This is a genomic window from Comamonas kerstersii, assembly GCF_002056725.1.
GTDB classification, from domain to species: domain Bacteria; phylum Pseudomonadota; class Gammaproteobacteria; order Burkholderiales; family Burkholderiaceae_C; genus Comamonas; species Comamonas kerstersii.
Window position 1 is genome coordinate 2,316,194 of the sequence record NZ_CP020121.1, and the last position, 26,311, is coordinate 2,342,504.

24 protein-coding genes are annotated in these 26,311 nt (G+C 58.7%); 9 read left to right on the top strand and 15 right to left on the bottom strand.

All coding sequences use genetic code 11. The annotated features are described in order from the left end of the window. Nucleotides 1-120: 120 nt before the first annotated feature. The gene (locus B5M06_RS10805; protein WP_054066643.1) at nt 121-342 is read left to right on the top strand and encodes a hypothetical protein; all 222 of its coding nucleotides are present in this window, start codon (nt 121-123) and stop codon (nt 340-342) included. A gap of 259 nt (nt 343-601) precedes the next feature. Here the strand turns inward: B5M06_RS10805 and B5M06_RS10810 are convergent, their stop codons facing one another. After that, nucleotides 602-970, bottom strand: coding sequence for a hypothetical protein (locus B5M06_RS10810; protein WP_054066644.1), 369 nt, complete (start codon nt 968-970; stop codon nt 602-604). Between the two features lie 278 nt (nt 971-1,248). Between B5M06_RS10810 and B5M06_RS10815 the strand changes: the two genes are divergently transcribed. The 3 genes from B5M06_RS10815 (at nt 1,249) to B5M06_RS10825 (ending at nt 8,108) form a co-directional block, all read left to right on the top strand. After that, on the top strand, nt 1,249-4,008 hold the full coding sequence (locus B5M06_RS10815) for a response regulator (protein WP_162777426.1): 2,760 nt from the start codon (nt 1,249-1,251) through the stop codon (nt 4,006-4,008). A gap of 261 nt (nt 4,009-4,269) precedes the next feature. Further along, nucleotides 4,270-7,407 (top strand): hybrid sensor histidine kinase/response regulator, encoded by a 3,138-nt coding sequence (locus tag B5M06_RS10820; RefSeq protein WP_162777427.1) that lies wholly within the window; start codon nt 4,270-4,272, stop codon nt 7,405-7,407. Nucleotides 7,408-7,442: 35 nt separating this feature from the next. Beyond that, nucleotides 7,443-8,108 (top strand): response regulator, encoded by a 666-nt coding sequence (locus tag B5M06_RS10825; RefSeq protein ID WP_054066646.1) that lies wholly within the window; start codon nt 7,443-7,445, stop codon nt 8,106-8,108. 115 nt (nt 8,109-8,223) lie between these two features. Here B5M06_RS10825 and B5M06_RS10830 read toward each other — a convergent pair whose 3' ends face one another. Further along, on the bottom strand, nt 8,224-9,051 hold the full coding sequence (locus B5M06_RS10830; protein ID WP_054066647.1) for an alpha/beta fold hydrolase: 828 nt from the start codon (nt 9,049-9,051) through the stop codon (nt 8,224-8,226). Nucleotides 9,052-9,147: 96 nt separating this feature from the next. After that, nucleotides 9,148-11,742 carry a DNA mismatch repair protein MutS gene (mutS, locus tag B5M06_RS10835; protein ID WP_054066648.1) on the bottom strand — a complete coding sequence of 865 codons (2,595 nt, stop codon included), beginning with the start codon at nt 11,740-11,742 and terminating at the stop codon, nt 9,148-9,150. Between the two features lie 285 nt (nt 11,743-12,027). On the opposite strand from mutS, the gene B5M06_RS10840 reads away from it, so the two are divergent. Then, entirely contained in the window at nt 12,028-12,426 is a 399-nt protein-coding gene (locus tag B5M06_RS10840) for a BLUF domain-containing protein (RefSeq protein WP_162777428.1), read from the top strand. Nucleotides 12,427-12,433: 7 nt separating this feature from the next. Here the strand turns inward: B5M06_RS10840 and B5M06_RS10845 are convergent, their stop codons facing one another. The 3 genes from B5M06_RS10845 to B5M06_RS10855 all read right to left on the bottom strand — a co-directional run bounded on the left by B5M06_RS10845 (nt 12,434) and on the right by B5M06_RS10855 (nt 14,747). Then, a complete protein-coding gene (locus B5M06_RS10845) occupies nt 12,434-12,751 on the bottom strand; it encodes a chaperone modulator CbpM (RefSeq protein ID WP_054066650.1) in 318 nt (105 codons plus the stop codon). Next, nucleotides 12,748-13,695, bottom strand: a complete 948-nt coding sequence (locus tag B5M06_RS10850; protein WP_054066651.1) for a DnaJ C-terminal domain-containing protein — start codon at nt 13,693-13,695, stop codon at nt 12,748-12,750. The genes B5M06_RS10845 and B5M06_RS10850 overlap by 4 nt, the downstream gene beginning before the upstream one ends. 161 nt (nt 13,696-13,856) lie before the next feature. Continuing rightward, a complete protein-coding gene (locus B5M06_RS10855) occupies nt 13,857-14,747 on the bottom strand; it encodes an inositol monophosphatase family protein (RefSeq protein WP_054066652.1) in 891 nt (296 codons plus the stop codon). A 202-nt stretch (nt 14,748-14,949) separates the two neighbouring features. Here B5M06_RS10855 and B5M06_RS10860 point away from each other — a divergent pair, with 202 nt between their 5' ends. From B5M06_RS10860 to B5M06_RS10875, 4 genes are all read left to right on the top strand, one after another. After that, a complete protein-coding gene (locus B5M06_RS10860) occupies nt 14,950-15,750 on the top strand; it encodes an RNA methyltransferase (RefSeq protein WP_054066653.1) in 801 nt (266 codons plus the stop codon). 37 nt (nt 15,751-15,787) lie between these two features. Then, the gene (gene cysE / locus B5M06_RS10865; RefSeq protein ID WP_054066654.1) at nt 15,788-16,687 is read left to right on the top strand and encodes a serine O-acetyltransferase; all 900 of its coding nucleotides are present in this window, start codon (nt 15,788-15,790) and stop codon (nt 16,685-16,687) included. A gap of 155 nt (nt 16,688-16,842) precedes the next feature. Beyond that, entirely contained in the window at nt 16,843-17,502 is a 660-nt protein-coding gene (locus tag B5M06_RS10870; RefSeq protein ID WP_054066680.1) for a nitroreductase, read from the top strand. Nucleotides 17,503-17,582: 80 nt separating this feature from the next. After that, complete coding sequence (locus B5M06_RS10875) at nt 17,583-18,575, top strand: Bug family tripartite tricarboxylate transporter substrate binding protein (RefSeq protein WP_080025227.1); 993 nt, start codon at nt 17,583-17,585, stop codon at nt 18,573-18,575. Between the two features lie 39 nt (nt 18,576-18,614). On the opposite strand, the gene B5M06_RS10880 is transcribed toward B5M06_RS10875, so the two are convergent. The 9 genes from B5M06_RS10880 to B5M06_RS10920 form a co-directional block, all read right to left on the bottom strand. Beyond that, nucleotides 18,615-18,950, bottom strand: a complete 336-nt coding sequence (locus B5M06_RS10880) for an SMR family transporter (RefSeq protein ID WP_054066655.1) — start codon at nt 18,948-18,950, stop codon at nt 18,615-18,617. A gap of 28 nt (nt 18,951-18,978) precedes the next feature. Beyond that, on the bottom strand, nt 18,979-19,785 hold the full coding sequence (gene map / locus B5M06_RS10885) for a type I methionyl aminopeptidase (RefSeq protein ID WP_054066682.1): 807 nt from the start codon (nt 19,783-19,785) through the stop codon (nt 18,979-18,981). 315 nt (nt 19,786-20,100) lie between these two features. Continuing rightward, nucleotides 20,101-21,411 (bottom strand): citrate synthase, encoded by a 1,311-nt coding sequence (locus B5M06_RS10890; protein ID WP_054066656.1) that lies wholly within the window; start codon nt 21,409-21,411, stop codon nt 20,101-20,103. 156 nt (nt 21,412-21,567) lie between these two features. Further along, nucleotides 21,568-21,843, bottom strand: a complete 276-nt coding sequence (locus B5M06_RS10895; RefSeq protein ID WP_054066657.1) for an FAD assembly factor SdhE — start codon at nt 21,841-21,843, stop codon at nt 21,568-21,570. A 3-nt stretch (nt 21,844-21,846) separates the two neighbouring features. Next, nucleotides 21,847-22,551 carry a succinate dehydrogenase iron-sulfur subunit gene (locus B5M06_RS10900; protein ID WP_054066658.1) on the bottom strand — a complete coding sequence of 235 codons (705 nt, stop codon included), beginning with the start codon at nt 22,549-22,551 and terminating at the stop codon, nt 21,847-21,849. A gap of 30 nt (nt 22,552-22,581) precedes the next feature. After that, on the bottom strand, nt 22,582-24,387 hold the full coding sequence (gene sdhA / locus B5M06_RS10905; RefSeq protein WP_054066659.1) for a succinate dehydrogenase flavoprotein subunit: 1,806 nt from the start codon (nt 24,385-24,387) through the stop codon (nt 22,582-22,584). Nucleotides 24,388-24,423: 36 nt separating this feature from the next. Next, nucleotides 24,424-24,789: a succinate dehydrogenase, hydrophobic membrane anchor protein gene (gene sdhD / locus B5M06_RS10910; RefSeq protein ID WP_054066660.1), complete on the bottom strand. Its 366-nt coding sequence runs from the start codon at nt 24,787-24,789 to the stop codon at nt 24,424-24,426. A gap of 18 nt (nt 24,790-24,807) precedes the next feature. Then, nucleotides 24,808-25,242, bottom strand: coding sequence for a succinate dehydrogenase, cytochrome b556 subunit (gene sdhC / locus B5M06_RS10915; RefSeq protein WP_054066661.1), 435 nt, complete (start codon nt 25,240-25,242; stop codon nt 24,808-24,810). A 132-nt stretch (nt 25,243-25,374) separates the two neighbouring features. Beyond that, nucleotides 25,375-26,169 carry a GntR family transcriptional regulator gene (locus B5M06_RS10920; protein ID WP_054066662.1) on the bottom strand — a complete coding sequence of 265 codons (795 nt, stop codon included), beginning with the start codon at nt 26,167-26,169 and terminating at the stop codon, nt 25,375-25,377. Nucleotides 26,170-26,311: the final 142 nt, after the last annotated feature.

A 26,311-nucleotide genomic window follows, 5' to 3' on the forward strand; every position in this document is an offset into this window, starting at 1 on the left:
GGACTAAGACGATTCTGAATCGCAAAAATCGTGTGCTGCTTTTGTGAATGGGCTTGTGACCTGTAGATAGTTCACTGTCTGTTGATTCCGATATTGCGGATTGAGCACTGATCGGGATGTGTGTTTACCTGGGTCCGCAACATTCAGAAAGAGCTTGCCCATCACAAGGCGCAGCAGGCCCCTGAGTCAAAGGGCGTGGAGCATGGAATGCAGGGGGCGGTGCAGCGATGCAAGGCGGTGCTGTCAAGGTGGGGCGATGGCTTTACATGCACCATCCATGCATGCCATCGGCAAAAAATGCAGACCTACTTCGAGGGACTGCGCAATGGCAGCTTGCTTTGATGGCCTGCTGACAGCCGCCCTGCATGCAGGTCTGCAGGTGTTGTGTGGCAGGTGTTGTGTATATGGTGTGCGCTTGCCCTTTGAGTGCGCTGGGCAAGCACCACTGCATCATCGGAATGTGTGTGTCTGCAGGGCTATGCATGTGCAGCGTCTGCAGCAGTGGGTCGCACAGACTTGGCGGGAAAGACTGTCGATCTTGGCGGTGGTGTCTGGCTATGGCAGACCACAGGCGCGAGCTCTGGGGTACTAACAGTTCGACTCATTCCAGGTCAAAGGCCTGGCGCAGTGCATCACCAAAATCTGCGGTGCCTGAGAGGGTCAGGGTCACGGTGCCGTAGCCGCCAGGCTGTGGAGGCTCTGCATCCATCACGCCTTGTGCGTCCTGCCAGCGGATGCGCAGCGGGCGGCCACTGTCATCATCCTGGGCGCTGAGGTCGTAGTCCCAGTCACCACCTTCATCCAAGGGGCCGCGGCGGCCAAGATAGTCCTGGCTGGCCCAGTGCAGCACTTGCTGTACTTCGCCCAGCAGCGCTTGCCAGCGGCTGTCGGTCACGCTGGCCATGGCGTCCCAGGTGCCGTTGCCATCTTCGTCTTCGCTGTATTCAAAATCGAGGTAGTCGAGAGCCATTTGCTTGTTCCTTTGCAAAAAGAATAGCTATTGGCGCTGGCGTGAACTTGCTTTCAAAAGCAAAACACATGCAGACCAAGGTTTTATAAGCGCAAGGCGCTTCTTTTTTTTACAAGCACATGTGCATCTCAGCGTTCGAGGCCAAGCTGGATGAGCCGGTACCTACACACTTTAAGATTCTTCCGAACTTTTGCGGGAGGTGTGGTGCATAGCATCCACCGATGATTTTTCCGCTCAAGGAGGAAGCTCCGCGATCGCTGCGCTTGACGGTTCGCAAGATGACATGGCTGCCTGTTGTACTGCTCTACGGTATGACGGCGGCCGTGCTGTTGTGCCTGGGCGTGATGACAGTTTTTTATGGCTATTGGCTGATCGAGAAGAACAGTTCCCAGTACCGGCGGCAGATGAATGCCGCAGCCTATAGCACCCAGATATTTTTTGATCAGCGTGAGCAGCTCCTGCGTGCCACCGCGGCTTCGGTGGTGCCCAATCTGAAGAAGTTGTCTGCCAGTGAGATGCCCAGCCGCCTGGGGTCGTCACAGCAAATCCGGCTTTTCCCCTTGCGTGATGGTGCAGATCGCTTTCAGTGGTCGCTGGTCTTGATGCCTCGTGCTTTTGAGGCACTGGAGCAGGCGCAGGTAGAACTGGTCTACACCGCGATGGACACTGGTACTACCCAGGTGGTGCTGAGGGATGAGCGGCCATCCTCTTTCACATTGAGTGAGCAGACGCAGCGCTGGATTCACGACAGGCTGTCTGCGCAGACAGGCCAGCTTCGCCCTGGCGAGGCTGCACCGGTGGTATGGCTTACCCCTCCCGGTACAACGGTGAAAAAGCTGTTCATGTATTTGCCGCTGGATGCTTCAGACCCACAAGCTGGCTGGCTGGGCATTGCCATTTCTGATATTGCTTCCCGGCTGGATTTTTCTCATCTGCATGGCAGCAGCTTTGCGCTGTATGCGCCCGATGGCCAGCCCATTGTGTTCGGTGCAGGCGCGCCACAGTCTGCTTATCTGGATCTCACTGAAGAAGATGGCTTTGCATCCGAGCCTGGGCACTCGTATTTGGAGCGCTTTGTGCTGAGCAAGTCGGTGGGGGATGCCGGCTGGCGTCTGCGCTACTTCATGCCACGTGACCAGCTGCTCAAGGATGTGCTGCCCAGGTGGAGTTGGGCATTCGGGCTGTTTGTGCTGGCACTGGTGGGTATCTGCAGCGGCAGCCGCCAGATTCACCGACGCATGCTGCAGCCTGCCAGCGCACATATGAAGCAGCTGGCAGAAAGTGTGGCATTGAACCACGCGCTGCTGCATGCCACGCCTGTTGGACTGGCGCTGGTGCGCCGCCGTGACCATGCCTTGCTGCTGTCCAATGCGCAGGGGCGTGACTGGCTGCCTGAGCAGTTGCTTCGCGCGCTGCCGCATGAATCGCTTTCCTCTTTTGAGCAGGAATGGCACCGTGAGGATGGCCAGGTGCTGCAGGTGACTTTGACCCCTTTGCGCTACGAGGGGGAGGCCGCAGTGCTGTGCACGCTCCACGATGTCACCAGACTCAAGCAGGCGGAGCAGAGCTTGATGGCGGCCAAGCAGGAGGCCGAGCTTGCATGCCAGGCCAAGACAGACTTTCTCACCACCATGAGCCACGAGATCCGCACGCCTTTGTACGGTGTGATGGGCTCGCTGGAGCTGCTTGCTCTGACATCGATCACCGCACAGCAGCGCCGCTATCTGGACGCATTGCAGCACTCATCGAATGCATTGCTGGCCACTGTGAACAACACGCTGGATCTGGCGCGCATTGAAGCCGGGCATCAGTCTCTGGAGCAGGCTCCGTTTTCCCCGCTGCAGCTGGTGGAGGAGGTGGTGTCCAGTTTCGCCATGCGTGCTGAGAGCAAGGGCTTGCAGCTGTATTGCATGGTGGATGCCTCGACCCCTGCGCGTGTGCTGGGGCATGTGCAGCTGGTGCGGCAGGTGCTTGATAACTTTGTCAACAATGCCATCAAGTTCACCGAGTCTGGCAGTGTTTTGCTGCGCCTGCACAGTGAGGCGACTGCACAAGAGCAGGTCGGCTTGCGGTTTCAGGTGATAGATACCGGAATTGGCATGACGGCGGAAAACGTGCAGCGTGTGTTTGAGCCTTACTTCAGGGTGGAAGGGGCGAATGCATTTCGCGGCACAGGTCTGGGATTGTCTATTTGCGCGCGCCTGGCTCAGGTGTTGCAGGCCAGGCTGAACGCCAAGAGCCAGCTGGGCGTAGGAACCTGCATGGAGCTGGAACTGCGTGTGCCAGTAGACCCAAGCAGCGAGACCGACGGTATGCCGCAACTGCTGGCAGCGCCTGTGTATGTGCGTGGGGGGGCTTCAGATGCTGTGGCTTTGACCTGTGCCTGGCTGAGGCGCTGGGGGGCCAAGGCCCTGCCGTATCGTGCGGATCTGCCCGAGCAGGAAGGGGCAGTCTTGCTGGAAACATGGCCACCTACGCAGTCCATCGCCGACTGGAGTGGCCCCAGAGTGCTGGCTCAACCTTTATCGCAGGCTGTGGAGCAGACATCTGCTGCAAACACCTGGCAGGTCAGTGCATACAGTTTGCTGGAGATGGGGCGTGCCATACAGATGGCGCAGGAGGCTGGGTTGCAGAGGGCGGACAGTGCAGCTGCAAAGCAGCCGGGGCATGTCCGAACACCTATGCATTTGCGCGTGCTGGTAGTGGAAGACCACCCTGTGACACGAATGATTCTGATCGAGCAGCTGCAGCAGCTTGGCTGCGAGGTGGAGTCTGTGCAGAACGGCAAAGAAGCCCTGCAACTGCAGAACATCATGAGCTTTGATTTGATCTTTACGGACTGGAATATGCCGATATTAAATGGGCTTGAAATGACCGCAGCCTTGAGAAGTCGTGGATACGGGCGCCCGATTATCTGTATGACCGCAGCCATGGCCGAAGCAACTGCGGTGCAGGGCAAGGCAGCAGGGGCGACAAAAATGGTGGGAAAACCTATGGCGATGCATGAGGTTATTAAGATTTTGCAGGATTTTGTCTAAGCGCTTTGACAGACAAGTCCTGTATTGCTGCGGTGCTTTTTCTGATATTTTTTGTTTTTTCTGAATAATTAAAACTATTGAATATGGGGCACAGTTTCAAGCTGTATGTCAGATATATTCATGTCATTCGCTGGAAGCTACATAAAAAATGGACTAGGCACCGTTTGCACGATTGACACGAAATGCACGCTGACAGACCTTGGCCCTGATGGGCTTGTTGCCCGTGGCCTTGCTGTTGCTGGGGGCTTTGCTATGGGGGGCATGAGAGTCCTGGAGCAGGAAAGATCCCGTCTGGAGCTGGATTTCAATGCTTTGATCGCCTACCTGCAAGAGCAGGAGGACTTTCTGCACCAGCTGCAGCACCAGAGCGAAATGGTTCGCCGGGTACCTGTCGCGCAGGCCGCAGAGCTGAGAAAACTCCCTGCACCCAGTGGCTGGGATGTGCAGCTCTACGAAGGGCAGGAGTCGGCGGTTGATCTGCCGTTTACTTTTGCATGTGCACCATCCGCTGCCTGCCAGGGCTCCAACGCTACGGTGCTTTCACTCGGCTCCTATCTGGCAAACTTTTACGCTACCTACTGGGCCTCTTCCTACTTTCCGGCAGCTGCCGTGTTCTTTGTGTCCCGCACAGAGGATCTCAGTCTGGGCGTGCCTGCCATTGGCGCATTTGCTGGCTATGAGCCCATCAGCGTGGACGTCTACCGCAGTACCACCCGTGTGGTTCGAGATGCCTTGCAAAGTGGTGATGTGCCCGTACTGGCCCACGATGCAGCCAGGGATGCATTGCATGCTCATGTCGATCCCAAGGTGCAATGGTTTGCCATACCGGGTGCGCCGGAAAAAATGGTGGGGGTGCTGGCTGCAGGATTTCAGGAAGGACTGTGGTCGCGCCAAGGCACGTCGCCTGCAGATGTTTTTCTGGCCAGCCTGCTCAGCAGGGAACGCCTGAATGCCTTCAAACACCGTGGTCACAGCGGTGATGGCTATGCCTTCTGGCTGGCACACAGAGACCAGGGTGTGCTGATGGGAGAGGGGGTGCCGCCGGTGCAACACAGTCTGGGTCTATCGCTGCGTATGGATGGACTGGTCTGGAAAGGGCAGGACGCACGTGGCGACTGGACAGGCTCGGCGCTGGTGAGCTACCGCAGTTTCTTTTATAAAAACTGGTGGCTGCTGGCAGGCGGAGCGATGGTGATGCTGTGGCTGGTGATAGGCGGCATCTGGTACACACGCTGGTATAGACGTCATGTACTTGCGCCGGCGGAGGAAGCACAGCGCCAGATCATGGAAAGCGATGCCTTCAATCGCACCCTGGTGGAAACCGCTCCTGTCGGGCTTTGCGTGCTGCAAAGAGACACAGGTGCTGTGGTCTTCATCAACACGATTGCCCAGCGCTGGCTGGACCTCGCGCAAAGCAGCGCTGCAGGTGCAGGCATGGGCCAGCAGTTGAAGCACATCTGCAGCATGGGTGCCCCTGGCGTGTCACACGGTGCTTGGCAGGTAGCGGACAAGCACCTGTCCCTGGCCTATGCCCCTTCGGTCTACCGCGAGCAGCGGGTGATGGTGTGTGCCTTTATGGATATGACAGACCGCGTGCAGATTGAGCAGGAGCTGGCGCGGGCCAAACAGGCAGCGGATGAGGCCAGTGAAGCCAGTGAAGCCAAGTCCATGTTTCTGTCGACCATGAGCCACGAAATTCGTACACCGCTGTACGGCTTGCAGGGTACGGTGGAGTTGCTGACATCGACCGAGATGGATGCACGCCAGCGCCTGTATGTGGGACGTATCCAGGAAGCATCGCAGTTGTTGCTGCAGCTGATCAGTGACATTCTGGATATGGGCAAGATTGAAGCGGGGCAGCTGAGCCTGGAGCTGACCACTTTCAGCCCGCGGGAGCTGGTGCAGAACTGTCTGCGCTCCTATGCAGGCATGGCGCAGCGCAAGGGCTTGCTGCTGTTCTCGTGTGTAGACCTAGACATTCCTGCACTGGTAGAGGGTGATGCAGTACGCATCCGCCAGATACTGAGCAATCTGGTGAGCAATGCCATCAAGTTCACGGATGTAGGGCGCGTGGCGGTTCAAGTGCACGCGCATCAGGTTGAGGCTGGCCGGGTGCAGATGCGCTTTGAGGTGTATGACACGGGCATCGGCATTGAAAAAGAGCAGCTGGGGCATTTGTTCCAGCCCTTCTTCATGGTCGAAGGCCGCGCACATACCGGGCAGGGGGCAGGCTTGGGACTGTCGATCTGTGAGCGTCTGGCCAAGCTGATGGATGCATCCATACATGTGCGCAGCGAATATCAGATTGGCAGCTGTTTTACGCTGGAGTTGCCGCTGAAGGTGCAGGCAGCACGTGCATCGCAGCAGCCAAATCTGAAGGGCTGCCAGGTGGTGGTTCGCACGCCACATGATGCCTTGAGCCGGAATCTGGCTGCATGGCTGCGCTTCTGGGGAGCAGAGGTTGAGGTTGCGGAAGATGGCAAAGATGCCTTGATGGCGCACCAGGAGGCCGCAGCGTGGATAGATCTGTTCATGCATCGCAGCAGCCAGCCTGCGCAGTGGACGGGGCTGTATCTGTGTCTGGACCCCATGCAGGAGCCCTCGTCACACCCGGAGATTGATGGCCAGAGTGTGCTGAGCATTGCGCAGGGCCTTGAACGTTTGCTGCTGAATGTGGCGCTCGTGCAGCAGGAGCTACTCACCCAGCGCCAGCTGGGCCTGAAAGTGCTGGTAGCAGAGGACAACCCGATCAACCAGATGACGCTGCGTGATCAGCTGGAGCAGCTGGGGTGTCAGGTCACGCTGGCCGATGATGGGGAAGATGCGCTGGCGATGTGGGACATGGAGGCGCATGACGTGGTGCTGACCGATGTGAACATGCCGCGCATGAACGGCTATGAACTGGCGCGGACATTGCGGGCCGAAGGGGTGCGCAGCCCCATTGTGGGGATTACGGCCAATGCCATGCAGGATGAAAAGCAGCGCTGCCGCGACGTGGGCATGGATGTCTGCGTGGTCAAGCCCATCACACTGGATGCACTGGCCAAGCTTTTGCAGCAGTTCCAAGGGATCCATGCTGACGGTGTAACTGCTGATGTGGGGCAGGAGCCTGCTGGGGCGAAGGTCCAGGTTCCGGCGAAATACCGGCAGCTGTTTCTGGAAACCATGCTTCAGGACGTCGGCACCTTATCCGACGCCCTTAAGCAGGGTCAGGCTGACAAAGTCGTATATGCCGTGCACCGCATGAGTGGTGCCTTGGTGGATGTGGGGCATGTGGTGCTGGCGCAGCGACTGCAAAAACTTGAAGAATCACTCAAAGCGCATGGCCTGACTGACAGTGCGCAGTCTGATGTCGCCGATGTGCTGGAAGCACTGCATCAACTGCTCTCTGAGGTGTGACAGGGGGGAAAAATTTAAAGCATGGAATTTCAAAAATGGCTGTCAGTTCATTAAAAAAACTACGCGTTTATTTGGCAGATGACCACCCCTTGACGTTGGCTGGGGTACAGGAGTTTTTAAGCCGGGATGTCAATATCGAAGTGGAGCAGGCAGTCTCCAACTCCAGTGAGCTGGTGCGTGCGCTCAGGGAATCTATCCCGGATATTGTGATTACCGACTACACCATGCCAGGGGACAGCCAGTATGGGGATGGCATTCGCTTTGTGGAATATCTGGTGAGAAATTTTCCAGAAGCCAAAATTCTGGTGCTAACCATGGTCAGCAATCCCATGATTCTGGCTGAGCTGTACTCGGCTGGCGTGTGGGGTGTCCTGCTGAAGCACGAAAAACTCACGGAAATTACCGGCGCTATTTACAACGTGAGATTGGGCAATAAATATTACCCACAAAGCTATTCCAAGCAGGAGCAGGAAAGCGCCGGAAAAGACACGATAGAAGAAAAGGTCAACACCCTCTCGCCCAGAGAGTTTGAGGTGCTAAGACTTTTTGTTCGCGGAGAAGGTGTGGCACAAATTGCGCAGAATCTGAACCGAAGCGTGAAAACCGTGAGTACGCAAAAGCGCTCGGCCATGAAAAAACTGGGCGTGCAAACCGATCAGGATTTGATTGCATTTTGCGTAGAGCATGCCATGTTCAGTTAACCGGTTTTCCGCAGGAACGCTTGCACTATCTAAAAGTATAGCGGCTAGCGCTTGTCATTCAATAGTTTGAAAGTCATTTGTGCTTCAAACCCTTGATAGGTCAGCGCTAGCCGCTTCAGTTTTTGCGAAGGCTAGCCGCAATCTGCAAATTGCGCCACTGCGCTTCAATGGCGGCAGCGGTGGCCTCCGGGTGCTCCATGGGAAAGAGGTGGCTGCCTTCGAGCATCATGATGCGCCCGCGCGTGACCTTCTGTGTCATGTCCATGCCGACCTGCTTCATTTCTTTGGACTGCAGTCCGCCAATAAAACCCACAGGGCAGTGCAGTGGGTGCAGGTGCAGCAGCTGGCCCAGGTTGTGGGGCAGGGTGTTGTAGATGGCGGTTTCTTCTTCGCGGCTAAAGAACAGGGTCAGGCGAGCGTCATCAGTAGGCGTCAAGCCATGCGTTACATAGTCCTGCAGCATCTGTGGGTGCCACCTGGCAAATGACTTCTTGCTTTGAAACAGCGCCAGCGCTTCCTCCCGCGTGTTCCAGATATTGCGGCGCTTGCGGCTGATCTTGCCGGGCGAGAGGCTATCTATCAGCTGGGTGCGCTTGGCCATTTCCAGTGACTTGGCGCGCCAGCCGTTGATCAGTGGTGAGTCCAGCATCAGCACGCCACTGGCCAGTGCCGGGTGCTGGGCGGCCAGCATCAGGCTGACAAATCCACCCAGTGAATGCCCCAGAAACAGCGCAGGCTGGCCCCAGCGCTGCACCAGTGGCTGGGTAAAGTCAGCGAGCTGCTGCACCAGATGCGGCCAGTTGCTGGTGACGGGGTAGCGTGCATCATGACCAAAGCGTTCCAGCGCTTGCACATCAAAGCCGCGCTCACGCAGCAGCGCAAACAGATAGCGGTAGGTGCCTGCGGGAAAGCTGTTGGCGTGGGCAAAGATCAGGGGCTGCATGGGGCAAAGAACGGGTGCTGCAAACGGACGCAAGAGCGTTGATTGTCAGCAGGCACCAGCTTTTGTCCATCACCCATGTGACGCAGGCTTGGTCTGTTAGCTGCGCTGTGCCAGCTTTTTGAGCTGATACAGCGCCTCCAGCGCCTCGCGCGGGCTGAGTGCATCGGGGTTGAGCTGCGCCAGTGCATCTTCCACGGGCGTGGCCTGCAAGGCAGATTCCGGCATGGGGGGCGCTGCAAACAGGTCCACCTGTGCCTTGTCGGCTTCGTCACGCGCTTCCAGCGCTTCCAGCGTGTGGCGTGCGTGGTTGAGCACTGCTGCAGGCATGCCGGCGAGCTTGGCGACCTGCACACCGTAGCTGCGCGAAGCAGGGCCGGGTTGAATCTCGTGCAGGAAGACAATGTCGCTGCCAGATTCGGCCGCGCCTACGTGCACATTCACCGCTGCCTTGGCCTTGGCGGGCAGCTCGGTCAGCTCAAAGTAGTGTGTGGCAAACAGGGTGAAAGCCTTGGTGCGGTCATGCAGCTGCATGGCAATGCCCGAAGCCAGTGCCAGCCCGTCAAAAGTGCTGGTGCCACGGCCGATTTCATCCATCAGCACCAGGGAGTGGGGCGTGGCAGCGTGCAGAATCTGCGCGGCCTCGGTCATTTCCATCATGAAGGTGGACTGGGCGTTGGCCAGATCGTCTGCCGCGCCAATACGCGTGTGGATGGCGTCAATCGGCCCCAGGCGACAGCCTGCAGCTGGCACATAGCTGCCTATGCTGGCCAGCAGCACGATGAGGGCCACCTGCCGCATATAGGTCGATTTACCGCCCATGTTCGGGCCGGTAATGATCTGCATGCGCGTATTCACATTCATGCGCGTGTGGTTGGGGATGAAGCTGCCGCTGGATGTCTCCGCCATGCGCGCCTCCACCACAGGGTGGCGGCCTGCTTCAATCTCAATGCATGGCACGCTGGTGAACTCGGGCCTGCTCCAGTTCAGCGTGAGTGAACGCTCAGCCAGTGTGCACAGCACGTCCAGCGCTGCAATGGCCTGCGCCACGCGTGTGAGGCCCGGCACATGGGGCTGCAGTTGATCCAGCAGCTGCTCGTAGAGGAACTTCTCGCGCTGCAGTGCACGCTCTTGTGCAGACAGGGCCTTGTCTTCGAACGCTTTGAGTTCGGGTGTGATGTAGCGCTCGCAGTTCTTGAGCGTCTGGCGGCGCTGGTAGTGCGCAGGCACCATGTCCTTATAGCTGTTCGTGACCTCGATGTAGAAGCCATGCACCTTGTTGAACTGCACGCGCAGATTGGGGATGTTGGTGAACAGCTTTTCCTTGGCTTCGAGTTCAAGCAGGAATTCATCGCAGTTTTCCTGAATGCCGCGCAGCTCGTCCAGCTCGGCATCAAAGCCGCGTGCAATCACGCCGCCATCGCGCACCAGAGCAGCAGGTTCTTCCATGATGGCGGCAGCCAGCAGATCGGCGCAACCTTCGGGTGGCAGCAGGTCCTGAAAAATTTGATTCAAATAGGCTGATGGAGCTTGTGGTGTCTGCGCAAGCAGCTGCGCTTTTTGCAGCGTTTTACCCAGTGCAACCAGCTCGCGCGGGCGCACCTGGCGCAGCGCCGTGCGTGCGGTGATGCGTTCCACGTCGCTCACACCCTTCAGTTCAGCACGCAGCGCCTGCCAGGGCATGGTGCCGCCCAGCGCATCGTTGCCGCGCAGTACATCGATGGCACCCAGGCGGGCCATGGGTTCAGCCCGGTCGCGCTTGGGCTCGAGCAGCCAGCTCTTGAGCAGGCGGCTGCCCATGCCGGTCATGCAGGTGTCCAGTAGCGAAAACAGCGTGGGGCTGTCTTCGCCACGCAAGGTTTTCACCAGCTCCAGATTGCGGCGCGTAGTGGGTGGCAGGTTGATCAGCTGGTCATCGCGCTGCACGCGGATGCTGTGGATGTGCGTGAGGTTGCGGCCTTGTGTGTGCTCGGCATAGCTGAGCAGCGCAGCGCTGGCAGCATGGGCCAGCGGCAGGTCTTCAGCCTCCCAGGCCTTGAGGCTGGATGCGCCCAGCAGCTCCAGCAGCTTGCGCTCACCCAGTCCCGTATCAAACTGCCAGTCAGGGCGTGGAGACAGGGGGCAGGCCACAGCGCCGCTGTGCTTGAGGGCGAACAGGTTTTGCTCAAAGCGCTCGGTCACGCCCGCGCTGTAGATCACTTCGCTGGGGCCAATGCGTGCCAGCCATTCGCCCAGTTCATCCTGCTCGCATTCCGCCATGTGGATGCGGCCTTGCGTGACGCTCATCCAGGCCAGACCGCAGCGCTGACGTCCTGCCGTGTGCAGGGCCAGCAGCATGGCTTCCTGCTTGTCGCTGAGCAGTTCGGTGTCCGTGAGCGTGCCAGGTGTGACCACGCGTACCACCTTGCGCTCCACAGGCCCCTTGCTGGCACCGACTTCACCGACCTGCTCGCAGATTGCGACCGATTCCCCCATCTTGATCAGGCGGCCCAGATAGCTTTCCAGTGCGTGAAAAGGAACGCCCGCCATCGCCACGGGAAAACCTGCCGACTGGCCGCGCGTGGTCAGTGTGATGTCCAGCAGACGTGCGGCTTTTTCGGCGTCTTCCCAGAAGACTTCATAAAAGTCACCCATGCGGTAGAGCACCAGGGTGTCGGGGTAGTCTTTTTTCAGGCGTATGTATTGCGCCATCATGGGAGTGTGGGACTCCAATGGGGCTTCAAAAGGCGAGGCAAAAGTCTGCACGCTGTTGTTGTTCGGGTTGTGCGTGGAAACGTCAGAGGTAGGCAAAACGAGGGTTCCTTGTGGTGGACGAGCGCTCAGGCATATGGCTCGTCGGGATCAAGCGTCAAATTATCCCGGATGCTCTGGGTGTATTGCATGCGCTAGGTAAACAGCCCGCTTGCAGGCAAGATGTTGCACCGATGCAGCTTTCAGAGCGCAGATAACCACGAAACAATGTCCTTGGAGGAGTTACCTGTGAGCCAGAACCTGTTGTGTTTTCTCTACCACAGCCAGATTGCACCGGATGCCCCGGTCAGCTGCGTGGCAGACATCGTCAAAACTGCTCGCAGTTTCAATCAGCAGCATGACATCACAGGCATGCTGATTTTTGATGGCATGCGCTTTGCGCAATATATTGAAGGTCCGGAACAGGCCATGGAGGGCTTGATCGCCCGCATTACAGAGGACCCAAGACACTGTCAGGTCGTGCCTATGCTGCATGCGCAGCTGCAGGGAGTGCGCCGGTTTGCGCGCTGGTCCATGGCCTATGCCTTCGTGGATGAGCAAGAGCCCGTCGATGAACTGGCAGCGCTTCCTGCACAGGCTGCATTGCAGCATTTTGTGCAGATGCAGCCCATGCTGGATATCGCCTGAGAGTCTTTTAAGCCTTGATCTGCTTGCGCAGCTGGCGCACCTCTTCCATCAGGTCTGCCGTGAGAGCGGCCAGCTGCGGGTCTGCATCGAATATGCGTTCCAGATCTGCAATGCGCCGGGCACGGATGACGGTATGGGTGCTGAAGCGCCAGCTGGTGTGGGCGCTCAGATTCTGTGCATCGCAACCAGCGTCACACTGCAAAATGCCGGTGCTCACGCGTTCTATGACCCAGTGGCTGTCCATGCGGCAGGCCCGGGCCAGTTCTTCCAGGCTTAGCGCCTGAGCTTCCAGTACATCAGGTGGCGTGTAGAAGTGTGTGCTCATGCAGCTTCTCCTGTGCGTGGGTTGCGGCCCTCAAAAGCTTGTGACAGTGCTTCATAGGCTTGGCGTTGTGCATCGCTGAAGACAGGGGGGACGACGATCTGCAGCACCAGGTACAGATCACCGGGTTGCTTGCTGGGCAGTCCCTTGCCCTTGACCCTCAGCTTGCGCCCAGCCTGTGAGCCGGGTGGGATATGGATCTCCAGTGGCCCAGCCAGCGTGGCAAATTCCACGGGGCCGCCCAGCGCAGCTTCCCATGGGGCCAGGGGCAGCTGCTGGTAGACGTCCTTGCCCTGAGCATGCCAGCGCTTGTCATCCTTGAAGCGCACTTCCAGCAGCAGGTCGCCAGCTTCCCCTTTGCCATAGCCGGGAGCGCCTTGCCCTGCGAGCCGAATCATCTGGCCTTCATAGACGCCTTTCGGAATGGTGACCTGCAGCTCGCGTTCCACTTCCTGGGCGTGGCCGTGGGCATCGAGTTGTACGCTGCGCAGACGCAGCATGCGCATACCGCCGTGGTAGCTGTCTGGTACTTCCAGCTCAATGCTGGAGTGCTGGTCCTGACCGCGTATGTCAGGTGGTGGCCCGCTGTGGCGACGCGCACGCTGGGCTTGGCCAAACAGTTCTTCAAAAAAGCTGCTGTAGTCTGTTTGCCCGTCGGCGTTGCTGTGCTGAAATTCCCAGCCCGGCGGAGGCTGAAAGCCGGAGCCATTGCCAGTGTGCTGCTGATAGCGGCTGGCATCGCCGAGTTCGTCATAGGCTTTGCGCTTTTCGGGGTCAGAGAGCACGGCGTTGGCTTCGTTGACCTCTGCCATCCTGGCCGCAGCGTCTGGCTCTTTGCTGATGTCCGGGTGGTATTTGCGTGCCAGCTTGCGAAAGGCCTTTTTGATGTCTTCGGCGCTGGCATCCTTGGAGACTCCCAAAATCTTGTAGTAATCCTTGTATTCCACAACTGTCTCCTGCGTAGGTGGCGGTGAGCATGCATGGAACATGTTGGCGCGCTCGTGATGGCATGTCCATAGGACGGGGACTGCAAAAAAAGCATTGGACGCAAAAAAACCGCAAGGCTTTCGCGTTTGCGGTTTCTGTAGACAGAGGAGCAGGCAGTGACTTAGTCGTTCTGCTTGTCTTCGTCTTCTTCCTTCGTGTCTGCGGCAATGCCTGCGTCTACACCCAGCTTTTCTTCCACGCCAGCAAACTTGCTGTACTTGCTCAGGATGGACACCAGCTGGCCGTAGGCACGTGGGTTGCCTGCCAGGCATTCACGCTGCTCCAGGAAGTCGGCTTCACCTGTGAAGTTGCCCACCAGACCACCGGCTTCGGTCACGATCAGGCTACCTGCGGCCACGTCCCAGATGTTCAGGCCGGTTTCAAAGAAGCCATCGGTAAAGCCTGCTGCCACATAGGCCAGATCCAGTGCAGCAGCGCCGGGGCGACGCACGCCAGCTGTGCGCTGGGTGATTTCGCTGAACATGCGCATGTAGGCACGGAAGTTGTCGCCGGGGCGGAAGGGGAAGCCGGTGGATACCAGGCAGTCCTTGAGCTGGGTACGCTTGGACACGCGAATGCGGCGCTCGTTCAGGAAAGCACCACGGCCACGGGTGGCGGTGAACAGGTCGTTGCGGGTGGGGTCGTACACCACGGCGTGCTCGATCTTGCCCTTGACGGACAGAGCGATGCTCACGCAGTAGACAGGGAAGCCGTGGATGAAGTTGGTGGTGCCGTCCAGGGGATCGATGATCCAGACGTAGTCCGAGTTGGGGTTGCCGAACTCGTTGCCGCTTTCCTCGCCCATGATGCCGTGCTCAGGGTAGGCGCCCAGCAGGGTTTCGATGATGACGCGCTCGGCAGCTTGGTCGACTTCGGTCACGAAGTCATTGACCTGCTTCTGGGCCACACGAACGTTTTCTACGTCCAGAGCAGCGCGGTTGATGAGGGCGCCAGCGGCGCGAGCGGCCTTGATGGCCACGTTAAGCATGGGGTGCAGGGAGGAAGACGACATAAATTGTGCAGTAGGCGCCCAGCGCACCACCCCCAAATTTCAACTATCTCTTCTCTCTCAACCTGGGATGGCACACCGCTGAACGCGGATGATGAACGGGTGAACGCACGCCCGGCGATGCAGGCAGCGACAATAGGGCGCAAATTCTAACCGGCTTGACCGATTTCTGCTGCCTGCTTGTGCAAGGCAGACCAATGCTCGAATGAAAACCCGTTTTATCCTGATTGAGACCAGCCATGCTGGCAACGTGGGTGCTGCTGCCCGCGCCATGAAAACCATGGGCTTTGATGACTTGGTGCTGGTGCGCCCACGCTGGGCCAATGTGCTGCGCAAGGAAGAAACCATCCAGCGTGCCAGTGGGGCACTGGATGTGCTGGACAACGCACGCATCGTGGACACCGTGGAAGAAGCCGTGGAGGGCCTGTCGCACCTGTGTGCCACGGCCATGACACCGCGCGACTTCGGGCCGCCCACACGCACGCCCCGTCAGCATTTTGAAATGCTCATGAAAGGAGAGCTGAAAGCGCAGGCGGGGCAAGCGCTAGAGGCTGATTTGGCAGATGTTGTGCAAACCGCAGACAGCATCCACGGCGAGCGCGGCATTGGCCTGATGTTTGGCTGTGAGCGTTTTGGCATGGCCAATGAAGACGTCTACCGCTGCGATGTGGCGCTGTCGATTCCGTCCAACCCACAGTTTGGTTCGCTGAACCTGGGTGCTGCGATCCAGGTGGTGGCCTATGAATGGCGCCAGGCGCTGGGCGGCTTTCCCGTGGTGGAGCACACACCTCGTCCTGAGCGTGCTGACGCGCAGCAGGTGGCCGGCATGCTGGGCCACTGGGAGCAGGCGCTGGCGCACATTGGCTTTCTGGACCCTGCTGCACCCAAGAAGCTCATGCCGCGCCTGAACCAGTTGTTTAACCGCGCGCAACTGACCCAGGAAGAAATCCACATACTGCGCGGTGTCGCCAAGGCCATGCTGCAAAGTACCCCACCAAAGCACTAAACTGTGCAGCCCTTTAGTTACAAGTAACGGCCCTTTGATGCTTTCCCGACTGCGTTCTGACATCCAGTGCATTCTTGACCGCGACCCTGCGGCGCGTAGCACCTGGGAGGTCATTACCTGTTACCCAGGTCTTCACGCGATCTGGTGGCATCGCCCTGCGCACTGGTTCTGGACGCACAACCTCAAATGGCTGGGGCGCTTTACCTCGCACATTGGCCGCTGGCTGACGGGCATTGAAATCCACCCCGGCGCGGTGATCGGTGAGCGCGTGTTCATCGACCACGGCATGGGCGTTGTGATTGGTGAGACCGCCGTGGTGGGCGATGGCTGCACCATCTACCACGGTGTGACCCTGGGCGGCACATCGCTGTACAAGGGCACGAAACGTCACCCCACACTGGGCAAGAACGTCGTCGTTTCCGCTGGTGCCAAGGTGCTGGGTGGCTTTGAGGTAGGTGACAACGCCAAGATTGGCTCCAACGCCGTGGTCATCAAGCCTGTGCCCGCAGGGGCAACGGCCGTGGGCATTCCAGCACGCATCATTCCTTCCAAGACGGGAGAGAGTGCGGACGTGACCGACATGGCCGATCAGCAGAACAAGGTGGCCGACACTGCCAAGCCGCATGCAGCCCCTAGCCTGCAGGCTGCCAATGCTGCGGCTGCCGCGGCGGCAGCTTCTGCTTCTGCGGCCAAGGCTGAGCCCTGCGCCGATCAGGCCAAGGGCTTTACTGCTTATGGCGTGACGGAAGACGACCCCATCACCCAGGCCATGAAGGGCCTGGCAGAGGGCGCAGCAACCCACGAAAAGCAGCTGCAGCTGCTGTGGGCCGCGCTGGAGCAGCTCTCTGCCAAGATCAATGCCGACTGCGTACCCTGCGAAGAGCAGCGTGGCGGGCATTTTGAGAAGGAAAAGATCGACCAGATTCTGGGCAAGTAAGGCCTGGTCCTGGGAACGCGCTATGGAAAGAGGCTTCGCAAGAAGCCTCTTTTGTTTTTGGCGCGTCACCAATGTTGCTTCGAACTGCTTGCAAGCTCCTGTACGCTTGAGCTTTTCAAGTGTTGATGACCCAGCATAGACAGGAACTGATTTCTATGGACGTTTCCCAAGCCTTGCGAGAGCGCCGTTCCGTGCGCGCTTTTACTTCCCAGGTGCCTTCGGCAGAGCTGGTGCAGCAACTGATGCAAGACGCAGCGCTGGCTGCATCGGGCGGCAATATGCAGCCCTGGCGTGTGGCTGCCATCACGGGCGAGCCGCTGCAAGCCTTGCTGGCAGATGTTGCCAAGACCTCGGCAGAAGAAAACCCTGCCCACCTGTCCTACCCACCGAACTTGTGGGAGCCCTACCGCACACGTCGTTTTGCCAATGGCGAGGATTTGTACAAGAGCATTGGCATTCCGCGGGAAGACAAGGCAGGGCGTCTGCGTCAGCTGGCCAAGAATGCACAGTTCTTTGGCGCGCCCGTGGGCTTGTTTGTCTTGATTGACCATCGCATGGGGCCTGTGCAGTGGATGGATCTGGGCATTTACCTGCAGTCCTTCATGCTGCGTGCCACGGAAGAAGGTCTAGCGACCTGCGCACAGGGCTTCTGGCGCCGCTATGACGCTGTCATCAAGCAGCACATTCAGGTGCCCGAGGAGTATCTGGTGGCCTATGGCATTGCCCTGGGCTATGAGGACAAGCATGCGCCCATCAACACCATGCGCGCCACACGCGCTGAGTTTGCAGAGTGGGGGCAGCTGGTCGGGTTCTGAGTCGTCCAGCATGCGCTGAAAGCGGCCAGCAGGCATGCACTGCTGGCCGTTGTGTATTTTCAGGGAAGGTGTAAGACATCATGAAACAGCAACAACGCCTGATGGCAACGATGAGGCGTGCGACGGCGGTGCTGTGTGCCGCATTGCTGGCCCCCGCGCTGGCCCATGCACAGACGGATCACTGGCCCACCAAGCCGCTGCATCTGGTGGTGGGCTATGCGGCGGGCTCCTCGCCGGACGTGCAGGCTCGCCTGCTGGCCGAGCCGCTGAGTCAGCTGCTGGGGCAGCCCGTGGTGGTAGAGAACAAGGGTGGTGCCAGTGGCAACATCGGCGCAGATGCTGTCGCCAAGGCCAGAGACGGGCATACCATCGGCGTGATTGGCAATGGCCCGTTGACCAGTTCCAAATTTCTGTATCCACACCTGCCTTATGACCCGGTCAAAGATCTGGCGCCGCTGGCCATGATTGGCTCAGCACCGCTGGTGCTGGTCGCTCCCAGAAGTCTGGTCACACAGGACGCGGCGGCCTATCTGCAAAGCCTCAAGCAGCGCAAAGATGGCAACTACGCATCGGTGGGCACAGGCTCGGGTGGCCATCTGGGCATGGAGCTGGTGCAGCAGGCGCTGGGACTGGATTTGCAGCATGTGCCCTACAACGGCGGGCCTGCGGTGATCAATGGCTTGCTCGGCGGTCAGGTCCAGCTGGCTTTGCTGCCCACGTCTACCGTCATGCCGCTGGTGGAGTCAGGCAAGCTGGCGGCTCTGGCAGTCAGTGTCAGCCAGCGCAGCCCCCTCGCGCCCGGTGTGCCTGCTATGCCGGAAATTGGCGCTGGCCAGCTCGATATTGAAGTGTGGAATGCCGTGATGGCCCCGGCCTCCATGCCTGAAGCGCACCGCAACCAGTTGGCGCAGGCCTTGCAGCAGGTGCTGCAGTCGGAAGGTGTGCGTGCCAAGTTGACGGCACAGGGCTGGCATATGGATGACACGAGCGCACAGGCTCTGGCGCGGCGCATGGCGCAGGATGTGCGCATCAATGGCGAGCTGATCGCCAGAAAAAATATCCGTCTGCAATAGTGCGCGCTGCGCAGAGGACGTGTCGCGTGATGTGGGGCATTAATGCCCCGCAGTCCTGGAAAACAGGTTGATGACCAGGACCCCGGCCAGAATCAGTGCCATACCAATCAGTGCCGGGGCATCCAGCTTCTGGCCCATGAAGATCCACGCAATGGCCGACACCAGCACCACACCAGCGCCCGACCAGATGGCATAGGCCACACCGGTCGGGATGGTGCGCAGGGCCAGCGACAGGCAGACAAAGGCAATTGCATAGCCTGCTGCAACAATGAGGCTGGGCCACAGGCGCGTAAAGCCTTCCGCACTCTTGAGGAAAGACGTTGCCACCACTTCAGCGGCAATGGCAATGCCCAGGTAGAGATAGCTCTGGCTCATGGGTGGAATGCGTGGCTGTGGGGGGCTCTCAGGGCTTGGCGTACTTGCCTGTGCCTTCGGGCCAGGGTGTCAGTACTTCATAGCCGGTGGCGGTGACCAGCACCATGTGCTCCCACTGCGCGGATAGCGACTTGTCCTTGGTGATCACCGTCCAGCCATCGCTCAACTCCTTGGTGTCGTGCTTGCCTGCGTTGAGCATGGGCTCGATGGTGAAGATCATGCCTTCCTGCAGGGCCATGCCCTGACCGGGGTGGCCGTAGTGCAGCACCTGGGGCTCGTCGTGGTAGACCTGACCGATGCCGTGGCCGCAGTAGTCGCGCACGATGGAGAAACCGTCGCGGTGCGCCACGGTCTGGATGGCGTAGCCGATATCGCCCAAGGTGGCACCGGGCTTGACGGCGCGGATGCCAGCCACCATGGCTTCATAGGTGGTGTCGATGAGCTTCTGGGCCTTGGCAGAGATATGGCCCACGGTGTACATGCGCGAGGTATCACCAAACCAGCCGTCCTTGATCAGGGCGACGTCCACATTGACGATGTCGCCGTCCTTGAGGATTTCCTTGGGGGTGGGGATGCCGTGGCAGACCACATGGTTCACCGAGGTGCATACGGTCTTGGGGTAGCCGTAGTAGCCGATGTTGGCGGGAATGCACTGCAGCTCGTTGACGATGAAGTCATGGCATAGCTGGTCCAGGTGCTCGGTGCTGACGCCGGGCTTCACATGGGGCGTGAGCATTTCCAGCACGCGCGCAGCCAGCATGCCCGCTTCGCGAGACTTGGCAATGCCTGCTGCATCATGGATGGGAGGAAGACGGCGGGGAGGGCGTTTGGGCATGGGCAAAGTAGCAGCACCGGGGCTGCATGGATACATGAAAAACTGCTCACACTGTAGCGTGTTGCTCAAGGCGCTGTATGCGAAGTTGCAGCAACTGATGCGCCGAATGCGGATTTGCCACAGGCAGTGGTAAAGCAAGTCTGCTCTTTAAAAAGTAGCTGTTAGCGCTGAATTTATAAGCAATTCAGATATAAAACACTTTGAATTCGTTGTGTATCAAGCGCTAGCAGCTATCAAAAACAAAGCCCGCAGGCTTTGCAGCATACGGGCTTTGTGTGGTGCAGGCGGCTGCCCGAGGAGGGCAGCGCCAGGCGATTAACGCTGGTCGATAGGCTTGACGTCGCGGGAAGCAGCGCCGGTGAACAGCTGGCGAGGACGGCCGATCTTGTACTCGGGGTCTGCCATTTGTTCGTTCAGCTGAGCGATCCAGCCCACGGTACGTGCCAGAGCGAAGATGCCGGTGAACAGGTTCACTGGAATGCCGATGGCGCGCTGCACGATGCCGGAGTAGAAGTCCACGTTGGGGTAGAGCTTGCGCTGCACGAAGTAGTCGTCTTCCAGTGCAATCTTTTCCAGCTTCTTGGCCAGTGCGAACAGCGGATCGTTTTCCAGACCCAGTTCGGACAGGATTTCGTTGCAGGTTTCCTGCATCAGCTTGGCGCGTGGGTCGTAGTTCTTGTAGACGCGGTGGCCAAAGCCCATCAGCTTCACGCCGGAGGACTTGTCCTTGACTTGCTCCATGAACTCGCCCACCTTCTCGATGCCGCCGTTGGCCTGGATTTGCTCCAGCATGTTCAGGCAGGCTTCGTTGGCGCCACCGTGGGCAGGGCCCCACAGGCAGGCTACGCCAGCAGAGATGGCAGCGAAGGGGTTGGTGCCCGACGAACCGCACAGACGCACGGTGGAAGTCGAAGCGTTTTGCTCGTGGTCAGCGTGCAGGATGAAGATGCGGTCCAGCGCGCGCTCGACCACAGGGTTCACCTGGTACTCTTCGCAAGGATTGCCGAACATCATGCGCATGAAGTTGCCTGCATACGACAGATCGTTCTTGGGGTACATGTAGGGCTGGCCCATACCGTACTTGTATGCCATGGCAACCAGCGTAGGCATCTTGGCGATCAGGCGGATCGCAGCGATTTCGCGGTGCTCTGGGTTATGGATGTCGGTGCTGTCATGGTAGAAAGCAGACATGCCGCCCACCAGACCGGTCAGCACAGCCATGGGGTGTGCATCGCGGCGGAAGCCACGCAGGAAGAACTGCATCTGCTCGTTGACCATGGTGTGCTTGGTCACGCGCTCTTCGAATTCCGCCTTCTGCGTTGCGTTAGGCAGTTCACCGTACAGCAGCAGGTAGCAGGTTTCCAGGAAGTTGCAGTTCTTGGCCAGTTGTTCGATGGGATAACCACGGTACAGCAGCTCACCCTTGTCGCCGTCGATGTAGGTGATGGCGGACTGGCAGGAGGCTGTGGAGAGGAAGCCGGGGTCATAAGTAAACATGCCCGATTGGCCGTACAGCTTGCGGATATCGATCACGTCTGGACCGACAGTGCCTTGGTACACAGGCAGCTCAACGCTAGGAGCTCCGTTGCTGAATGACAGGGTTGCTTTGTTGTCAGCGAGTTTCATTTCCAACTTCCTTCTCTGATTGGCACACCAGCCTGTCTGGTGAGCCTTGTATTTAAAGTTGCTGACACCTGCATGAGGTAGGGGCTGCAAAGCCTTGCCTCGATGGCAAACCTGAGGTTTGCCGCGCAGTGTCAGCCACTCTGGCGGTGTGCAGGGTCAAATGGGCTTGCGCACCATTTGCAGCACTTCTCTAACTTCGGGGGTGTCCAATGCTCCTTCCGGATCCTTGCGGCGCAGGAAAAGGTCCATCAGATCGTTGTCTGCCAAGTCCATCAAGGCAGACAGACCAATTGCGTGTCTCCGCGTCAATTGGTTGCCATAGGTGGCAAAGAACTGTTCGATGAACAGGTCGTTTTCGACCAGGCCACGGCGGCTGCGCCACCGTAGCAAGTCGCGTTCCCGTTCTTCGATAGGCGTGTCCAGCTCGTTCATGGCTTAGACGGCGCGGCGCACCATCAATTCCTTGATCTTGCCGATGGCCTTGGTGGGGTTCAGGTGCTTGGGGCACACGTCCACACAGTTCATGATGGTGTGGCAACGGAACAGGCGGTAAGGGTCCTGCAGGTTGTCCAGACGCTCGCCGGTCGCTGTGTCGCGGCTGTCCGCGATGAAGCGGTATGCCTGCAGCAGGCCAGCGGGGCCCACGAACTTGTCGGGGTTCCACCAGAACGAGGGGCAGCTGGTCGAGCAGCTGGCGCACAGAATGCACTCGTACAGGCCGTTGAGCTCTTCACGCTCTTCGGGCGACTGCAGACGCTCCTTGCTGGGCGTTGCGTAGATGTCGCTTTGCAGGTAAGGCTTGATCGAGTGGTACTGCTTGAAGAACTGGGTCATGTCCACGATCAGGTCGCGGATCACTGGCAGACCGGGCAGGGGCTTGAGAACGATGTCGCCCTTGAGGGTGTTCATGTTCGTCAGGCAGGCCAGACCGTTCTTGCCATTGATGTTCATGGCGTCAGAACCACACACACCTTCGCGGCAGGAGCGACGGAAGGAGATCGAGGGATCCTGGGCCTTGAGCTTGACCAGGGCATCCAGCAGCATGCGCTCGTGGCCGTCGAGTTCGACCTCCACAGTCTGCATGTAAGGCTTGGCGTCCTTATCGGGGTCGTAGCGGTAAATCTTAAAAGTACGCTTCATTTTGATGTTCTCTCGTGGGCTACTGCTGGATTAGAACGTACGGACCTTGGGTGGCACGGATTCCACGGTCAGGGGCTTGAGGTTCACAGGCTTGTAGGTCAGGCTGTTGGATGCGCTGTCCCACAGGGTGTGCTTCAGCCATTCCTTGTCGTTGCGGCCCAGCGGGAATTCCGCGTGGTCAGCAGGATGCTCGTAGTCGTACACGGTGTGTGCACCGCGGCATTCGTGGCGAGCGGCAGCGGAGGTCATGGTGGCCTGAGCAACTTCGATCAGGTTGTCCACTTCCAGGGCTTCCATACGGGCGGTGTTCCAGACCTTGGACTTGTCCTTCAGGCCCACAGCGCCGACCTTTTCGCGGATGGCGTTGATCTTGACCACACCTTCGTCCATGCCCTTCTGGGTACGGAAGACGCCAGCGTGCTGCTGCATGGACTGACGGATTTCGTTGGCCACGTCCTGGGCGTAGATGCCTTCCTTGGAATTGTCCAGTGCGTTGAGGCGCTCCAGCGTGCGATCGGATGCATCGGCTGGCACCTGGTGGTGGTCGCCAAAGCCTTTGACGAATTCCACAATGTGCTTGCCAGCAGACTTGCCGAACACCAGCAGGTCCAGCAGGGAGTTGGTGCCCAGGCGGTTGGCGCCGTGCACGGACACGCAGGAGCACTCGCCCACGGCGTACAGACCGTTGACGGTGGTGTTCTGTGTGCCGTTCCAAGTCACCACTTGACCATGGATGTTGGTGGGGATACCACCCATCATGTAGTGGATGGTAGGCACCACAGGGATGGGCTCCTTGGTGATGTCCACGTTGGCGAAGTTGTGGCCGATCTCTTCCACGGAAGGCAGACGCTTGCGGATGGTTTCGGCACCCAGGTGGTCCAGCTTCATCAGGATGTAGTCCTTGTTAGGACCGCAGCCACGACCTTCCTTGATTTCCTGGTCCATGGAGCGCGACACGAAGTCACGGGGTGCCAGGTCCTTCAGGGTAGGAGCGTAGCGCTCCATGAAGCGCTCGCCTTCGCTGTTGAGCAAAATTGCGCCTTCGCCGCGGCAGCCTTCGGTCAGCAGCACGCCAGCACCAGCCACGCCGGTGGGGTGGAACTGCCAGAACTCCATGTCCTGCAGAGGAATGCCAGCACGCGCTGCCATGCCCAGGCCGTCACCGGTGTTGATGAAGGCATTGGTCGATGCCTGGAAGATACGGCCTGCACCGCCGGTAGCCAGCAGCACAGCCTTGGCGTGCAGTTCGTACAGGTCACCGGTTTCCAGCTCCAGTGCAGTCACGCCCACTACGTCACCCTGGGTGTTGCGGATCAGGTCCAGCGCCATCCACTCCACGAAGAAGTTGGTCTTGGACTTGACGTTCTGCTGGTACAGGGTGTGCAGCATGGCGTGGCCAGTACGGTCAGCAGCAGCGCAGGCGCGCTGCACAGGCTTTTCACCGTAGTTGGCAGTGTGGCCGCCGAAGGGACGCTGGTAGATGGTGCCGTCGGGGTTGCGGTCGAACGGCATGCCGAAGTGTTCCAGCTCGATCACCACGTTGGGTGCTTCGCGGCACATGAACTCGATGGCATCCTGGTCGCCCAGCCAGTCCGAACCCTTGATGGTGTCGTAGAAGTGGTAGTGCCAGTTGTCTTCGTTCATGTTGCCCAGCGATGCGGACACGCCACCCTGTGCAGCCACAGTGTGCGAACGTGTGGGGAACACCTTGGACAGCGAAGCCACGCTCAGACCAGCGCGGGAAAGTTCCAGTGCGGCACGCAGACCGGAGCCGCCAGCGCCGACGATGACAACGTCAAACTTGCGCTTGGTGATGTTTGCTTTTGTGTAGCTCATTCTTAACTTTCAATCGTGGAAGCGGTCTTGCGCCAATTACAGACGCCACAGAACTTGGAAAGCCCAGCCTGCGCAGCCAACCAGCCAAATCAGGGTCGCAACGTGCAAAGTCAGGCGAAGGCCCACGGACTTCACATAGTCCATCCAGACGTTACGAACACCCACCCAGACGTGCCAAGCCAGGGCAACGATCACGCCAAAGGTGACAAACTTCATCCACTGAGCGGCAAAGATGCCAGCCCACAGTTCGTAGCCGATTTCGCCCTTGGCGAAGATCAGCTGCGCCAGAACCACGATGGTGAAGATCACCATCAGCACAGCGGTAATGCGCTGTACCAGCCAGTCGCGCAGGCCGTAGTGACCGCCGACGACGATGCGTTTGGAGCCGTAATTCACAGACATGATGGATCCCTCTTTTTCTTAGTACAGGCCAAACAGCTTGGCGCCCAGAACCACCGTCAGGCCAATGCTGATGATGAATACGGTGATGGCGGAAGAACGTGCATAGGACTTGCTGACCAGGTCGTGGTTGGTGTCCATGAGCAGGTGGCGGATACCAGCGCACAGGTGGTGCAGGTAGGACCAGATGATGGCCAGCGTGACGAGCTTGATGAACCAGCCGGGCACGAAGCCGCAGCCTTCGTTGAATACGGCCTTGAACTGCGTGAACGAGACCTCGGAGGACAGCGATGTGTCCAGCATCCAGATCATAAACGGCAGCAGGGCAAACATCAGCATGCCGCTGATACGGTGAAGAATCGACACATAGCCGCCTACGGGCAGGCGGTGTGGAAGACCTTCTAATACATTGATGTTGCGGAACTCAGGCCGCTTCTTTTTTTCAAGCTCTGTCATAGCGGGGGTGCTTTCTTGGATGTAACTGCGTTGTAATCGCACGGAGCAAAAGAACCAAAATTCTATTGCATGCAGCCCTGCTGGGGCTACTTGGCGTACGAAACTTTCCCTGTGGCTTGAGCTGGTGCAGGCCTAGCTCAAGGCGTTTCTGTAGTGATGTGTGTCTGTTCTATAGATACCGCGTCGTAACTCCATGGGAATATCGTTGTACGTATAGGCAATGCGCTCCACGCTCAGCAACGGAGTCTGAGTGGTCACATCAAGTAATTGGGCCTGCGATTCGTCAGGCAGGACGGCCCGCAGTTTTTCATCGGCACGCACCATGCGCACGCCGAAATCCGTTTCAAACATGGCATAGGTTGGCCCCTGATAGGTGGCCATCTGCTCAGCCGTCAGTCCTTTGAAAGCATGGCCGGGCAGCCAGATGTCTTCCAGGATGGTGGGGGTGCCACTGAAGGTCAGTACGCGACGAATCTGTACCACGGTATCGCCGCTGCGCAAGGCCAGCAGGCGTGCAATTTCGGCAGGGGCGCGCACGCGCTTGCATTCGAGTATGGAGCGCTGGGCACGGCCTTCGCCCTGCAGGTCGCCGACATCGGGGTGCAATTTCAGAAAGCGGTACTGCACCTGCTGCGCAGAGTGGGTGGCAACAAATGTGCCTTTGCCCTGGCGGCGCATGACCAGATTATCAGCAGCCAGCTCATCAATGGCTTTGCGCACGGTTCCCTGGCTGACCTTGAAGCGTGCAGCCAGTTCCATCTCGCTGGGGATCAACTCTCCGGGGCGCCACTCGCCAGCTTGCAGGCTTTGCAGGATCAAGCCTTTGATTTGCTGGTACAGAGGGCTGAAGGCAGGGGTGAGTGCACTGGCGGAATTAGCGTGAGCGCCAAAAGCACTGTCGGAAGAAGTTGGTTGCGATAAGGACATAGGGGGTGTGGAAAAAGCAAAGCCTCCGGATGCGATTCTGAGCCTGTGGATGTTGTGTGGCTCAGGGTGAGATCATATCTTATATAAGACATAAGACAAATTGACCGAGAGGCAAAATCAAGAGTACACTTTACGCCTGTTT

Coding starts and splice junctions, on each gene's coding strand:
- B5M06_RS10810 (WP_054066644.1), bottom strand. CDS start 970: ATGGCTCTCGACTACCTCGATTTTGAATACAGCGAAGACGAAGATGGC.
- B5M06_RS10815 (WP_162777426.1), top strand. CDS start 1,249: ATGACATGGCTGCCTGTTGTACTGCTCTACGGTATGACGGCGGCCGTG.
- B5M06_RS10820 (WP_162777427.1), top strand. CDS start 4,270: ATGAGAGTCCTGGAGCAGGAAAGATCCCGTCTGGAGCTGGATTTCAAT.
- B5M06_RS10825 (WP_054066646.1), top strand. CDS start 7,443: ATGGCTGTCAGTTCATTAAAAAAACTACGCGTTTATTTGGCAGATGAC.
- B5M06_RS10830 (WP_054066647.1), bottom strand. CDS start 9,051: ATGCAGCCCCTGATCTTTGCCCACGCCAACAGCTTTCCCGCAGGCACC.
- mutS (WP_054066648.1), bottom strand. CDS start 11,742: ATGATGGCGCAATACATACGCCTGAAAAAAGACTACCCCGACACCCTG.
- B5M06_RS10845 (WP_054066650.1), bottom strand. CDS start 12,751: ATGAGCACACACTTCTACACGCCACCTGATGTACTGGAAGCTCAGGCG.
- B5M06_RS10855 (WP_054066652.1), bottom strand. CDS start 14,747: ATGTCGTCTTCCTCCCTGCACCCCATGCTTAACGTGGCCATCAAGGCC.
- B5M06_RS10860 (WP_054066653.1), top strand. CDS start 14,950: ATGAAAACCCGTTTTATCCTGATTGAGACCAGCCATGCTGGCAACGTG.
- cysE (WP_054066654.1), top strand. CDS start 15,788: ATGCTTTCCCGACTGCGTTCTGACATCCAGTGCATTCTTGACCGCGAC.
- B5M06_RS10870 (WP_054066680.1), top strand. CDS start 16,843: ATGGACGTTTCCCAAGCCTTGCGAGAGCGCCGTTCCGTGCGCGCTTTT.
- B5M06_RS10875 (WP_080025227.1), top strand. CDS start 17,583: ATGAAACAGCAACAACGCCTGATGGCAACGATGAGGCGTGCGACGGCG.
- B5M06_RS10880 (WP_054066655.1), bottom strand. CDS start 18,950: ATGAGCCAGAGCTATCTCTACCTGGGCATTGCCATTGCCGCTGAAGTG.
- map (WP_054066682.1), bottom strand. CDS start 19,785: ATGCCCAAACGCCCTCCCCGCCGTCTTCCTCCCATCCATGATGCAGCA.
- B5M06_RS10890 (WP_054066656.1), bottom strand. CDS start 21,411: ATGAAACTCGCTGACAACAAAGCAACCCTGTCATTCAGCAACGGAGCT.
- B5M06_RS10895 (WP_054066657.1), bottom strand. CDS start 21,843: ATGAACGAGCTGGACACGCCTATCGAAGAACGGGAACGCGACTTGCTA.
- B5M06_RS10900 (WP_054066658.1), bottom strand. CDS start 22,551: ATGAAGCGTACTTTTAAGATTTACCGCTACGACCCCGATAAGGACGCC.
- sdhA (WP_054066659.1), bottom strand. CDS start 24,387: ATGAGCTACACAAAAGCAAACATCACCAAGCGCAAGTTTGACGTTGTC.
- sdhD (WP_054066660.1), bottom strand. CDS start 24,789: ATGTCTGTGAATTACGGCTCCAAACGCATCGTCGTCGGCGGTCACTAC.
- sdhC (WP_054066661.1), bottom strand. CDS start 25,242: ATGACAGAGCTTGAAAAAAAGAAGCGGCCTGAGTTCCGCAACATCAAT.
- B5M06_RS10920 (WP_054066662.1), bottom strand. CDS start 26,169: ATGTCCTTATCGCAACCAACTTCTTCCGACAGTGCTTTTGGCGCTCAC.